The sequence below is a fragment of the Roseobacter sp. HKCCD5988 genome, from assembly GCF_037830355.1.
GTDB lineage: Bacteria > Pseudomonadota > Alphaproteobacteria > Rhodobacterales > Rhodobacteraceae > M30B80.
Genome location: NZ_JBBLYJ010000001.1, coordinates 1,306,095 through 1,319,168, shown reverse-complemented (window position 1 = coordinate 1,319,168; position 13,074 = coordinate 1,306,095). Strand labels below are relative to the sequence as shown.

At 57.3% G+C, this 13,074-nt stretch carries 14 protein-coding genes; 7 read left to right on the top strand and 7 right to left on the bottom strand.

The annotated features are described in order from the left end of the window. Positions 1-4: 4 nt before the first annotated feature. On the top strand, positions 5-634 hold the full coding sequence (locus tag AAC636_RS06550; protein WP_340300837.1) for a histidine phosphotransferase family protein: 630 nt from the start codon (positions 5-7) through the stop codon (positions 632-634). On the opposite strand, the gene AAC636_RS06545 is transcribed toward AAC636_RS06550, so the two are convergent. After that, positions 629-1,147 carry a gamma carbonic anhydrase family protein gene (locus tag AAC636_RS06545; RefSeq protein WP_317654488.1) on the bottom strand — a complete coding sequence of 173 codons (519 nt, stop codon included), beginning with the start codon at positions 1,145-1,147 and terminating at the stop codon, positions 629-631. The two genes, AAC636_RS06550 and AAC636_RS06545, sit on opposite strands and share 6 nt — an antisense overlap. After that, positions 1,144-1,821, bottom strand: a complete 678-nt coding sequence (gene gmk, locus AAC636_RS06540; protein ID WP_340300836.1) for a guanylate kinase — start codon at positions 1,819-1,821, stop codon at positions 1,144-1,146. Before gmk ends, AAC636_RS06545 begins: the two co-directional genes overlap by 4 nt. Before the next feature lie 238 nt (positions 1,822-2,059). Here gmk and AAC636_RS06535 point away from each other — a divergent pair, with 238 nt between their 5' ends. Next, positions 2,060-2,374, top strand: coding sequence for a PAS domain-containing protein (locus AAC636_RS06535; RefSeq protein ID WP_340300835.1), 315 nt, complete (start codon positions 2,060-2,062; stop codon positions 2,372-2,374). Next, positions 2,293-2,649 carry a hypothetical protein gene (locus AAC636_RS06530; protein ID WP_340300834.1) on the top strand — a complete coding sequence of 119 codons (357 nt, stop codon included), beginning with the start codon at positions 2,293-2,295 and terminating at the stop codon, positions 2,647-2,649. Before AAC636_RS06535 ends, AAC636_RS06530 begins: the two co-directional genes overlap by 82 nt. 20 nt (positions 2,650-2,669) lie before the next feature. Here the strand turns inward: AAC636_RS06530 and AAC636_RS06525 are convergent, their stop codons facing one another. Beyond that, entirely contained in the window at positions 2,670-4,055 is a 1,386-nt protein-coding gene (locus tag AAC636_RS06525; RefSeq protein WP_340300833.1) for a class II 3-deoxy-7-phosphoheptulonate synthase, read from the bottom strand. A 224-nt stretch (positions 4,056-4,279) separates the two neighbouring features. Here AAC636_RS06525 and AAC636_RS06520 point away from each other — a divergent pair, with 224 nt between their 5' ends. Further along, positions 4,280-5,278, top strand: coding sequence for a GlxA family transcriptional regulator (locus tag AAC636_RS06520; protein WP_317654482.1), 999 nt, complete (start codon positions 4,280-4,282; stop codon positions 5,276-5,278). Positions 5,279-5,282: 4 nt separating this feature from the next. On the opposite strand, the gene AAC636_RS06515 is transcribed toward AAC636_RS06520, so the two are convergent. Together AAC636_RS06515 and AAC636_RS06510 are read right to left on the bottom strand one after the other, a co-directional pair. Beyond that, positions 5,283-5,549, bottom strand: coding sequence for a hypothetical protein (locus AAC636_RS06515; protein WP_340300832.1), 267 nt, complete (start codon positions 5,547-5,549; stop codon positions 5,283-5,285). A 39-nt stretch (positions 5,550-5,588) separates the two neighbouring features. Further along, positions 5,589-8,402 carry a bifunctional [glutamine synthetase] adenylyltransferase/[glutamine synthetase]-adenylyl-L-tyrosine phosphorylase gene (locus AAC636_RS06510; protein WP_340300831.1) on the bottom strand — a complete coding sequence of 938 codons (2,814 nt, stop codon included), beginning with the start codon at positions 8,400-8,402 and terminating at the stop codon, positions 5,589-5,591. Between the two features lie 59 nt (positions 8,403-8,461). Here AAC636_RS06510 and AAC636_RS06505 point away from each other — a divergent pair, with 59 nt between their 5' ends. From AAC636_RS06505 to speE, 3 genes are all read left to right on the top strand, one after another. Then, positions 8,462-8,935, top strand: coding sequence for a YbaK/EbsC family protein (locus AAC636_RS06505; protein WP_340300830.1), 474 nt, complete (start codon positions 8,462-8,464; stop codon positions 8,933-8,935). A gap of 159 nt (positions 8,936-9,094) precedes the next feature. Beyond that, positions 9,095-9,595: an adenosylmethionine decarboxylase gene (speD, locus tag AAC636_RS06500; protein WP_340260808.1), complete on the top strand. Its 501-nt coding sequence runs from the start codon at positions 9,095-9,097 to the stop codon at positions 9,593-9,595. A 68-nt stretch (positions 9,596-9,663) separates the two neighbouring features. Further along, positions 9,664-10,527, top strand: a complete 864-nt coding sequence (speE, locus tag AAC636_RS06495; protein ID WP_340296869.1) for a polyamine aminopropyltransferase — start codon at positions 9,664-9,666, stop codon at positions 10,525-10,527. A 4-nt stretch (positions 10,528-10,531) separates the two neighbouring features. On the opposite strand, the gene ispG is transcribed toward speE, so the two are convergent. Further along, positions 10,532-11,659, bottom strand: coding sequence for a flavodoxin-dependent (E)-4-hydroxy-3-methylbut-2-enyl-diphosphate synthase (ispG, locus tag AAC636_RS06490; protein WP_340300829.1), 1,128 nt, complete (start codon positions 11,657-11,659; stop codon positions 10,532-10,534). A gap of 113 nt (positions 11,660-11,772) precedes the next feature. After that, entirely contained in the window at positions 11,773-13,005 is a 1,233-nt protein-coding gene (locus AAC636_RS06485) for a helix-turn-helix domain-containing protein (protein WP_340300828.1), read from the bottom strand. Positions 13,006-13,074 lie beyond the last annotated feature (69 nt).

Below are 13,074 nucleotides of genomic sequence, written 5' to 3'. Positions count from 1 at the left end.
ATTGATGGATCAAATCGTCTTTAGCCGAAATTCACAGGATTTGTCAGCCCTGGTTGCATCGCGGCTCTGCCATGATTTGGGCAACCCTTTGGGAGCTGTGTCAAACGGGGTTGAGCTTCTGCAAATGAGTGGCATGGCCAATAGTCCTGAAACGGCCCTGATTGCCGATGCGCTGCGCGATACCGAAGCGCGGTTGCGGTTTTTCCGGATCGCCTATGGCGCGGCGCGGCCTGATCAGCATATCTCTGAACGCGAATCGCGCAATATTCTGAGCCAGATGTATGGCGCGGGCCGCATGACAGTTGACTGGCTTTTGACGGGGGATTTACCGCGCCATCATGTAAAAAGCGCCTTTTTGATGATCGCCTGTGCCGAAGCGGCCCTTCCTATGGGGGGGCATATCACAATCGCACAGCCAGAGCGCGGCACGCTTACAGTCGGCGCTGACGGGCCACGGATCTTGCACGACTTATCAGGTCTGGCATGGCTCGGCGGGGCCAGTCACAGCACCCCAAGCCCGCGCGAGGTGCAATTCCTGATGCTGTTAAAGGAAGTCGCTGACATCGGGGCTGAGATTTCCCTTAGCCTCTCGGACACCCGTGTGCAGATCAGCCTGCAAGGGTCGCGGTTATAACGCCTGCAATCCTGCGCGAAACCGCGCGGCTTTGGCCACATAACCCGCCGCCGATTGAATAAGCCCTGCGCGCGCCGCCTCGTCTAGCGCGCGAATAACACGGCCTGGCATCCCCATCACCAAACTGCCGTCAGGAATAACTTTGCCCTCAGGGATCAAGGCCCCCGCCCCGATCAAGCAGCCCTTACCGACAACCGCACCGTTCATCACCATCGCGCCCATGCCAATCAATGTGCCATCACCAATCGTGCAGCCATGCAAAAGCGCGCGATGCCCAATGGTGCAATCCTCGCCCACAGTCAGGGGCAGACCTGGGTCTGTATGGCAAATCACATTTTCCTGCAGATTGCTGCGCGCGCCAATGGAAATCAGTTCATTGTCACCGCGCAACGTGGCCCCAAACCAAATGCTGCTTTCGGCAGCAAGGGCAATCTTGCCGATGACATTGGCATCATCGGCAACCCATGCATCGGCGGCGATATCGGGCTGATGACCCTCAAACGCGTAAATCATGGCGCGCGCATCCCCTCATATTCACTTTGTAAACCCCGCAAAAACCCGGCAAGGCTTGGCTGTTGAATGCGGCGCATCCGTTCAGCCGTGATGATTGTGGTCAGATTGTCAAAGCACGCGTCCAGATCATCATTGACGAGAACGTAATCGTAGCCATCCCAATGGCTGATCTCGTCCCAAGATTTTGCCATCCGTTTGGTAATGGTTTCGGCATCATCTTGTGCGCGCGTCACCAGGCGTTCGTGCAAGGCTGCAATGCTCGGCGGCAGGATAAAGATCGACAGCGCATGCGCGCCCAGCGCCGAGTTGCGGATTTGCTGCGCCCCCTGCCAGTCTATGTCAAATAAGACATCGCGCCCTGCATCAATGGCCGCACGCACAGGTGGCATCGGGCTGCCGTAGAGATTGCCGAACACCTCGGCATGTTCCAGCATCGCGCCCTCATCCACCATCCGCTCAAACCCAGCGCGATCGAGGAAATGGTAATGTTCCCCATCCACCTCGCCAATACGCGGCGCGCGCGTGGTGGCGGATACTGAAAACCGCAACGACCCGTCCCATGCCATCAGACGCCGTGCCAATGTGGATTTCCCCGCGCCCGAAGGCGAAGAAAGAATGATCAGCAAGCCACGGCGTGTGGCAGCGTTGAGAGATTTTGCATCGGTCTGAGACATCAGGCGCGTCTTTCTATGGCGATCTTTACTTTGCGCGCGCATCTTGAGGATCAGACCGCAGAGGTCAAGCCAAAGCAGCGCCCATGCCCCATTAACCAATTTCTGTCATATGGGCTGAATTTTTCGAAAATTTGCCGTTACTATGCCCCAGGTAACACACCTCAGCACATAAACCTTCGATCCGCCGCATAGGGGCATGCAGCAGGCGTATCGAACCCGTTGAGGATAGGGGAAAACGATGTGGAATTATTATTTTGGCGATGGCGCGCGTGACAAGGACGAAACCCTTGATCACCATATGGCCTTCACGCGATTGCGGCAGCATTGGAACAGTTTGCGTGACACCGTCCACCAACCACCCAAAGCACGCGATTTGCAGCCGCACATCTTAGGCGCGGCCCTACCATTCGTGTTTTTGGTGGAAAATCTCGGCGGCGAGATTTTGCGCCTGAAACTGGGTGGCACGCATTTATGCGATGTTATGGGGATGGAACTGCGGGGAATGCCGCTGCGGTCGAGCCTGTTTTCGCGGGGCCTGCGGAATTGGATATAAGACTGGAAAGCAGCTATAGTGGGATTGAGCCACCCGTTTTGGCGCGCATGATCCTTTTGCCCTTGCAAAGCGCCTCGGGCGTGATTGATCGCGCCATTGGGGCTTTTGTGACCAAAGGGCCGCTTAACCATGCGCCCTATCGATTTGAGATTGAGCGCACGGATCTGCACCCGCTCGATAAAGAAACGGCGGCTGTAACGCCGCCGCCCCATATGGACATGAAACCAACCAAAGTGCCCTATCTGCGCGTCTTGTCAGGGGCGCGCGCAGGCTAGCTCATCAGCGCGGCGGGGTTTTATCCCGCCGCCGCTGCAGCTGCATCACAGCGGGTTGAGGACAATTCCTCCGCCACCAAGAAGGCCAATTCAAGCGACTGGCTGGCATTGAGGCGCGGATCACAGGCCGTGTGATAGCGGCTTGAGAGATCCTCATCAGTCACAGCGCGCACGCCACCTGTACATTCGGTGACATCTTTGCCTGTCATCTCGAAATGCACCCCGCCCGGAATGGTGCCTTCGGCGCGGTGGATGGCAAAGAATTCCTGCACCTCCCGCAAAACCGAGTCGAAGGGCCGCGTCTTAAACCCACTGGCCGATTTGATCGTGTTGCCGTGCATTGGGTCACAGCTCCAGACCACATTTGCCCCGTGCGATTGCACCGTGCGCACAAGGCGTGGCAGATGATCGCCAACTTTGCCAGCACCAAAGCGCGCAATCAATGTCAGGCGGCCTGCCTCATTTTCTGGGTTCAACTTATCCATAAGGATTTTCAGATCATCCTCGGTGGTGGTTGGGCCGCATTTCAGACCAATCGGGTTTTGCACCCCTGCACAGAATTCAACATGCGCGCCCTCTGGCTGACGGGTGCGGTCGCCAATCCAGATCATATGACCCGAGCCTGCAATCGGTTTGCCCGTGGTCGAGTCAATCCGACACAGGGCTTCCTCATATTCCAACAACAGCGCCTCATGGCTCGTGTAGAAATCGACACTGTGCAATTCATGTGTGGTCTGTGGGCTGATGCCAGCCGCGCGCATGAAATCGAGGCTATCTTGGATATGATTGGCCATGTCGCGGTATCTCTCCGCGTCATCGTGATCGGTAAAGCCCAAGGTCCAGCTATGCACCCGTTCGATATCTGCGAAACCACCCGTTGAGAAAGCCCGCAACAGGTTCAACGAAGCGGCAGCCTGCGTATAGGCCTGCAACATCTTGGCAGGGTCAGGAATGCGCGCCTCGGGCGTGAAGGCCAACTCGTTGATGATATCACCGCGATAAGAGGGCAACTCGACCCCGTTTATCACCTCGGTGGGCGCCGAGCGCGGCTTGGCGAATTGCCCTGCCATACGGCCCACTTTGACCACGGGAACCTTGGCGCCATAGGTCAAGACCATCGCCATTTGCAGCATGACTTTGAAGGTATCGCGAATGGAATCTGCCGAAAATTCAGCAAAGCTTTCGGCGCAATCGCCCCCTTGCAGCAAAAACGCCTCACCACGGGCCGCTTTGCCAAGCGCGGCTTTGAGGCGACGCGCCTCACCCGCGAAAACCAGAGGAGGATATTTACCAAGCTGCGCCTCAACCGCCGCCAATGCTGCCTGATCAGGATAATCAGGCATCTGCACGCGCGGCTTGCTGCGCCAGCTAGATTTCGTCCATGTTTGTGCGGCTTCAGCACCCATGGGAGCCTCCTTCGGTCTTCCATAAAAATTACGATTTCAGCCTGCTTATAGACGCGAAAACCCCCCGCGTCCAATGGCAATTTCGCAAGCTACGGATCAAAAGGGGGGCTTGCGGCGCGCGCAATTTGGTGGTTTCGATGAGAAACGACCACGTAAGGTTGCATCGTGATATGCGCCTCGGTGCGATGTTTAATAACTGTGGCTTTGTTCAAAGGACTCTGGAGATGAGCAGACCAACCCCCCGCGATGCAGACGCCGCGAAACGCTATGTTTTCGTGCTGTTGGATCGCTTTACGATGCTCTGCTTTGCCTCTGCAGTCGAAGCTTTGCGCATTGCCAATCGGATGTCGGGACGCACACTCTATGAATGGGCCTTAGCGGGGGATGGGGGCGAGGTTGCGTATTGCTCTGCGGGGATCGGCTATAAGCTAGATATGGATCTCGAAGAGCTGACCCGCGAAGACACAATCATGCTGTGCGGCGGGATTGATGTGCAATCCGCCACAACGAAGCGCATTCTCAACTGGTTGCGGCGAGAGGCGCGGCGCGGTTCGGTTGTGGGCGGGCTGTGCACCGCAGGCTATACTTTGGCCAAGGCGGGGCTGTTGGACGGCAAACGCGCCACGATCCATTGGGAAAACCAAGACAGCTTTTCCGAGGAATTCGAAGACGTCACCCTTACAAAATCGGTCTTTGTGATTGATGGCAACCGCATCACCACCGCAGGCGGCACCGCCTCGATTGATTTGATGCTGAAAATCATCGCCAATGATCACGGCGAAGAATTGGCGAATTTGGTGGCTGATCAGTTGATCTATACCTCGATCCGCACCGACCAAGACACGCAGCGCCTGTCAATTCCAACCCGCATCGGCGTGCGTCATCCAAAACTCAGCCAAGTTATTCGGATGATGGAGCATAATATCGAAGACCCGATCAGCCCGGCAAGTTTGGCCAAGGAGGTCGGAATGTCCACGCGCCAATTAGAGCGATTGTTCCGCCGTTACCTGAACCGCAGCCCCAAGCGATATTATATGGAATTGCGCCTTGCCAAAGCGCGCAATCTGCTGATGCAAACCGATATGAGCGTGATCAATGTGGCATTGGCCTGCGGCTTTGCATCCCCCTCGCATTTTTCAAAATGCTATCGGGCGCAATATGACACCACCCCCTATCGCGAGCGGGGCACCCATGCGAGCAAACCTGACATAATCGTCAAATAATACCTTATTGCCCCACCCGTGCGGCGCGTCCCCCACGGCGCACAGCGCGCGGGGCTTGCTCAAGCGCCTCGCGCAGGGTTTCGCTCATCGGGTGCCCTTTATCTTCGGCTGCATATTGCTCAAGCAGATGGCGAATATAGATTTTGGGGTCATCCGAGGTGATGGACAATGCCCAATCCATGAAAATCGTGCGGCATTCGCCCCGCGTGATCCCCTCGATGCGATAGGCCTCGCGGATCAGCGCCTTTGGATCATAGATATCGCCCTTCATAACACCGAAACTCCTGCATCCCATATGCCCTTGGCCGATCTAGGGCTTGCGCGTCAAAGCGGCCTCGATAATTGCGACAGATTCCACGCGGCCAGCGTCAAGCGCAGTTTCCAAACTGGCGCGATCTGCGTGGCCCGTGGCGCGCACCAGAAATTCTAGCCCGCCCTGCCCGATATCACTTGGATCAAGCGGCGCGTCCGTCAAGAGGCGCGCAGCCTGCGCCGCACGAGAAAATAGCTCATGCGCGGCGGATAAGGCCTCCGCTTCGGCTTGGGTCAGCCAACCGCATTTGGCCGCTGCGCGCAGATGGCGCGCAGTGGCACGGGCCGCACTGCCCGCGATCAGCGAGCCCGCTTGCCCGATCAGATCAATATCCTGCATACCGCCCATGCCCGCCTTGACGTCAAAGGTGCTGCCCTTGCGCCCTACCGCCGCAAGGCGTTGGCGCATATCGGCCAAATTCGCGATGATCGTGCTTGGCTTGCGCGGGTTTTGGATCACCTGCATCCGCGTGGCTTCTACATCTGCGCCAAGGCTTGCATCGCCTGCAACAACCCGTGCGCGGGTGAGGGCCATATGCTCCCACCCCCATGCCTCATTCATTTGATAATGCGTGAAGGCCTCCAACGATGTCGCAACCGGCCCCTTGCGGCCTGAGGGTCGCAGACGCATATCAACCTCGTAAAGCCGCCCCTCTGAGGTCGGTGCAGAGAGTGAGGTGATCAGCATTTTTGTCGCCTTCGAGAACCACCCCCGCGCGTCCAATGGGCGCGGGCCATCCGTAATCTCAACACCACCCGCGTCATAAATGACGATCAAATCCAAATCCGATCCCGCCGTGAGCCGCGCAGCCCCAAGGCTCCCCATGGCCAAAACAACCCCACCGCGACCCGGCGCGACCCCATGTTTTTTGGCCAATTCCGAACAGACCAAAGGCCAGAAGCAGGCAATCACCACATCGGCCAAATCGGTATATTGCTTGGCCGCTTCTTCGGCCTCAATCAGGCCGCGCAGGTGATGCACCCCAACACGGAAATGCCATTCTTTCAGCCAACGGCGCGCGGCGTCCAACTGTCCTTCATAATCAAGCCCTTCAAGCGCGCTGCTGAGAGATTGCAGCAATTCGCCCCGTGCGGGCCATGGCGCAAAGAACCCACCGCTGAGAACTGCATCTAGAACTTTAGCATTGCGCGACAAGTATATGGAAAGCGCGGGCGCTGTTGCGCAGATATCGGCCAAAAGATCAATCAATGACGGGTTTGACTGGAATAAAGAAAATAGTTGAACACCTGCAGGCAAACCTTTGAGAAAGCTGTCAAAATTTGAAAGGCTTTCATCTGGATTTGCGGATTTCATCAGCTTGGTCAATAGGGCGGGTTTGATCTGTTCGAAAATCTCGCGCCCGCGTGATGCGCGCAAACAGGAATAGCCCGGCCAACGTGATAAAATCTCAATTTGTGAAGGAGTAAGAGTGACATCTTCATGTTCAATCTCAGCTTGCTTTTGCGGTGTGTAAAACGGCTCGCAGGCGTCATCAACTGCGTGCAATCGCGCCAGAAGCGCGGCACGAAATGTGGCGACATCGCCCCCGCCCATAAAGGCCGCAAGCCGCGCAAACCCTTCGGGCGATTTGGGCAAGCTGTGCGTCTGCGCGTCATGGATCATCTGCAAACGATGCTCGACCTCGCGATGCGCGATGTAATGCGCGGTCAGGCTTTCTGTGACTTCTGGATCAACCCATGATTTCTTGGCCAAGGCGGCCAAAGCATCAACCGTGCGCCGCATCCGCAAATCGGGATCTCTGCCACCCGCCACCAATTGGCGGGTCTGGGCAAAAAATTCGATCTCACGAATGCCGCCCGCCCCCAGTTTCATATTATGCCCCTCAAGGGTGAACCCGTGCAGGCCCTTATGGTCGCGAATACGCTGGCGCATGTCTTGGGTGTCACGGATAGCGGCGAAATCCAAATGCTTGCGCCACACGAAAGGGGTGAGGGTTTTCAAGAACCGCTCCCCTGCCGCAAGATCACCTGCGGCAGCGCGCGCCTTGATATATGCGGCGCGCTCCCAATTTCGTCCCTCCGCCTCGTAATAGCGTTCAGCCGCAGCCATTGAGATACAGACGGGCGTCACAGAGGCATCAGGGCGCAGCCGAAGATCGGTGCGGAACACATAACCTTCGGATGTGATTTCTCCCAAACTTGCGGCAATGCGGCGGGTTGCGCGAACTAACCCTGTGCGCGCCTCCATCTCATCACCTGCATCGAATCTTGTCTCATCAAAGAGGCAGATCAGGTCAATGTCAGAGGAATAATTCAACTCTCCCGCCCCCATTTTCCCCATCGCAAGCACCACCATTCCCGCGCCATCGCGCAGCGCATCCTCCTCGGTTTGGGTCGGAATGCGTCCGCGCCGCGCCTCGGCCCCAACATGAACCCGTAGCGCCGCCTGCACACAGGCATCGGCGAATTGCGACCAGAGGGCCGTGGTGGTCAACAAATCCCAAACACCGCCACAATCGGCCAAAGCCACAAGGATCGCGGCGCGGCGTTTGAGGCGGCGCAGCCCCGCATCCAGATCACTGGCCCCCAAGGCGGCCGCCTCTGCCAAAATTGCAGCCATACCCGCCTCAGGCGCGGCGCTGAGGGTGGGGATTAACCAATCGACTTCGCGGCGGATCAGGCCCGCCAGATACGGCGCACATCCGGCAACGCCATGGATGACCTCACGCAGTTCAGGCGCAAGGTCGTTCAATTGGGGCAGATCCGCGAATAGACCTGTCGCCAAGGCGCCGTCATAGGCAAGGGGGGCGCGGGTGATCCGAGTGGCGAAGGGGGCGGCGTTTTGGGTCATCTTGTCATTATCATGCGTTTGCGCTCAAAGGTTGTGATAGATGATAGAAGGGAATGCGCATGAGCAAAAGCCTTGCCCGCGTGGCCCATGCCCTAGAGAGGGCGGGGCTAGAGCCTGTGATCCTTGAGATGGCCGAAGGCACCCGCACCGCCGAAGATGCGGCGCGTGCGGCGCAATGCCAAATCGATCAAATTGCGAAATCAATCATATTCCGCGAGGTCGCGAGCGGTGAGTTGGTTTTGTTCATCACCGCAGGCGGTAATCAGGTCGATCCCTCGCAGGCCGAAGCCCTGACTGGGTGCGCCTTGGCGCGGGCGGATGCCGACACGATTCGCCGTGTCACGGGCTTTGCAATCGGGGGCGTGGCCCCTGTCGGGCATCTGAGCCCCTTGCGCATATGGTTTGACCCGCAGCTTTTAGCCTTTGATTTGGTATACGCGGCGGCAGGCACACCGCGCCATATTTTCGGCATCTCCCCCGAACAGCTTTTGCGACTGACCGGGGCGAAACAGGCCGATTTCGTGGCCGAATAAAAAGAATCGAAACATATGCCAAGATTTTCCTTGAAATGGGAAACATGACGCACTACGTGGCCCCGTAACGAACCGGGTGCCGATCCCAACCTCGCTGCTACCAGCGGGGGGGCGCTAAGGGCCCACCACATCAATCTGCTGGTAAGAAGGGGGCGTGCTATGTCTAGCGCCGACCTCTTCCAACTGGGGACTGGTCTGGAGACAGGCGCCCATGCGGAAGACACTCACAGCCTTTCGGCTGACAGAAGCGTGTTCGATGAAACACGCGATGATCACTTCATTCGCCGCGATGGCCGCGTTTTCGCGGGCACGCATCTGATCCTCGAAGTCGTCAATGGCCATGGCCTTGATGATGAGGCGCGGATTCAAACTGCATTTCGCGACTGCGTGCGCGAATGTGGGGCAACGCTTCTGCACATTCATACCCACAAATTCAGCCCCCAAGGCGTGTCGGGTGTGGCGGTTTTGGCGGAAAGCCACATCTCCGTGCATACATGGCCCGAGATTGGCTATGGCGCATTTGACGTCTTTATGTGCGGCGATGCCGAACCATGGCGCGCGGTGGATGTGCTTAAAGCGGCCTTTGGCACGCAAGATGTGCGCGTCACAGAATTGCTGCGCGGCGAAGGCCTGGTGACCGAGGCGATTGCCGCGGCATAACTGCGCGTGCAGGGGCGGTGAAACCCCGCCCCTCCCCCTGCCCCAAACTGCTCGAAAGGAGGCCGCCGATGAGCGATCCTGAAACCACGCGCGATTGGAGCGTTGAGCGTCTGCACCAAGATCACGGGCAAGCCTTGCGCGTGGCGCAAATGCATTATGACAGCGAAACTGATCACCAACGCCTACGCGTGTTTGAAAACCCCACTTTCGGGCGCATCTTAACGCTTGATGGCGTGGTGCAGGTGACCGAAGCGGATAATTTCATCTATCATGAAATGCTGACCCATGTGCCGATCTTGGCCCATGGGGCCGCCAAGCGCGTGCTGATTGTGGGCGGCGGCGATGGTGGCATGGCGCGGGAGGTGCTGAAACATGACAGCATCGAACAGGTGACCATGGTCGAGATTGACGCGGGCGTGGTGGATTTTTCCAAGAAATATCTGGCCGCTATTTCAGATGGGGCCTTTGATGACCTCCGCCTTGATCTTGTGATCAATGATGGTGCCGTGTTCATGAAACAAAACGCGGATGTCTATGATGTCATCATCATCGACAGCACTGATCCCGTTGGCCCCGGTGAGGTTCTCTTTACCGATCATTTCTACGGCCACGCCAAGGCGCGTTTGGCCGAAGGTGGGATTTTGGTCACGCAAAACGGGGTTCCGTTCCTGCAAGGGGATGAGCTGACAGGCACAATGCGGGCCTTCAAGACGCTATTTTCTGATTACAGCTGCTATCTGGCGAGCATTCCGACCTATGCAGGCGGGCCTATGGCCTTTGGCTGGGGCAGTGACAGTAACGCGCGGCATGTTGATCTTACCACCCTTGAGGCGCGGTTCAAAGCGGCAGGGATCAGCACAGATTATTATACCCCCGAGGTGCATCGCGGCGCGTTCGCCCTGCCCCCCTATGTGGCGCGTCTGATCCCCTAAGGGGTTATTCCGCCGCTTCGGTTTTCTGTGCCGCCTCAAGTTGGGCGGCCTTTTTTTCGACCTGCTCTACGATATGGTCGATCATTTGGTCATTGTTCAGCTTGTGGCTTTGTTTGCCTGCAAGATAGACCATACCTGACCCAGCACCGCCGCCTGTAAAGCCCACATCGGTCATCAGCGCCTCGCCCGGCCCGTTGACCACACAGCCGATAATCGAAAGGCTCATCGGGGTTTTGATATGCTCAAGACGCTTTTCCAGAGCCTCGACTGTTTTGATCACATCAAAGCCCTGACGCGCGCAAGATGGGCAGGAAATGATATTCACTCCGCGATGGCGCAGGCCCAAGGATTTGAGGATCTCATAGCCAACTTTCACCTCTTGCACAGGATCGGCAGAAAGGCTGACACGGATCGTGTCGCCAATCCCCATCCACAGCAGGCTGCCCAAACCAATTGCAGATTTGATCGTGCCAGAGGTCAAACCGCCTGCTTCAGTGATGCCCAAATGGATGGGGGCATCGGTGGCCTCAGCCAGACCTTGATAAGCCGCAGCCGCCAAAAACACATCGGACGCTTTGACCGAGATTTTGAACTCGTGAAAATCATTATCTTGCAAGATCCGAATGTGATCGAGACCTGATTCAATCATTGCCTCAGGGCAAGGTTCGCCATATTTCTCAAGCAAGTGCTTTTCCAAGGAGCCCGCATTCACCCCAATACGGATCGAGCAATTATGATCACGGGCGGCCTTGATCACCTCACGCACACGGGTTGCATCGCCAATATTGCCAGGATTGATCCGCAAACAGGCCGCGCCTGCCTCTGCCGCCTCAATGCCGCGTTTATAATGGAAATGGATATCTGCAACGATTGGCACAGGGCTTTCGCGCACAATTTCTTTCAGCGCCTTCGAGCTGGCCTCGTCTGGCACGGAGACGCGCACGATATCAGCGCCTGCCTCGGCACAGGCCTGCACCTGTGCGATGGTCGACTTTATATCGGTGGTGGGGGTGTTGGTCATGGTTTGTACGGAAATCGGTGCATCCCCCCCAACTGGCACAGATCCTACATGAATCTGACGGCTTTTGCGGCGGTCGATATTGCGCCAAGGGCGGATCGGATTATGAGACATGGGGAGTGTGACCTTTATCTTGTCGCATCGCAAAGACGTTTCACCGCGCAAGATAAGCCCTTGCCACCGATTGCACAATGCTTGGACACGCAGAGCGCGAACAGGCCCCCGATTTATTCGCCTTGCGCCAGGCGCTCGAGAACCAATTGCGCCACTTCGGGCAATTGTGGATCAGAGGCCGCGCTTGCAATGGAATAGCGGGTTTGAATCTGATCGGCAGAAATCGGCACATCCTTAATCACACTGCTGCCTTCACCCGCAGGGCCAAAGGTGACAGAGTTCAGCGCAAAATAAAGCGCACTTGAATTGCCTGCGCGCAGCACGGGCTCCTCATCCATGACGGGGACGGTATAACTATCGCCCGCATTCAACGTGCCCTCAAAAAGAACGGTGCCATCAGTCGTGGTGATCCTGATCCATGAGGGGCGCACAGCAAACAGGACGACCTCATCGCGCGGCTCTTGGGTCACGGGCGGATTGCTGGTTGAGGCGGTCGGTGCGGCCTCCCCCCCTCCTGCGGCGGCAATCGCGCGCGAGATATCATCGGGGCGCAAGACGGGGCTGTTATCGCGGGCAAAAGCCCCTGTGGTTGAGGGGTTCAAGGTGCTGATGGCGCGGTCACGCGGCACCAAGACCGGGGCCTCAAGCAAGGTGGGGCGATAAAGACGCTCCATCGCGGCACTGTCGCGCGTCTCTTCTTGGGCGGGCAGAGCGGGGCTTGCATCGGTCAAATCGCTGGTTGTGTTTTGCGGCAAGGGCAGCGGGTCAAGCGCTGTTAATGCAACGGGCGTATCAGCGACAGGTGCGAATTGAACGCGCTGAAAATCATTAAGCAAGACCCACGCGCCATAGCCCACGCCAAGCAAAACCACCGACAAGACAAAAAGCGAGCCAAGCGCGCCCGCCTCAAGTCGAGGGAGAAACCCATCATCCGTGTCGTATAAAACATGGCGCTTTGAAAAGCGGCGGTCTTCTTGCAGGCCGCCCATCTGGCCTTTGGGCATTTCAATTTTCTGCGGTCTGCGCGCGGTGCGATCCACCTCGGGAGAGAACCCGCTGACCCCTGAAAACCCTGTTTCCTCGCAAAACCGCGAAAACACCCATTCAGGGTCAAGACCCAGATACCGCGCATATGACCGCACATAACCCGCGATAAACCCGCGCGACGTAAAGACCGTTAAATCTGCGTTTTCGATAGCAGCGATATATGAGGCACGGATCCGCAAATCCGCCTCAACATCCTGTAGCGATTTACCCATGGTTGCGCGTTCACCGCGCATCAGATCGCCCAAAGGCACATCCATCAGCAATTCGCTGTGCAATTCTTCTGTTGATGCCCCCATCATCCCCGTCTCATCATGCCCCATTTGGCGCCCCGCTCAACCTGCCCTTGGATGCAGTTTCTGGCCAAAACT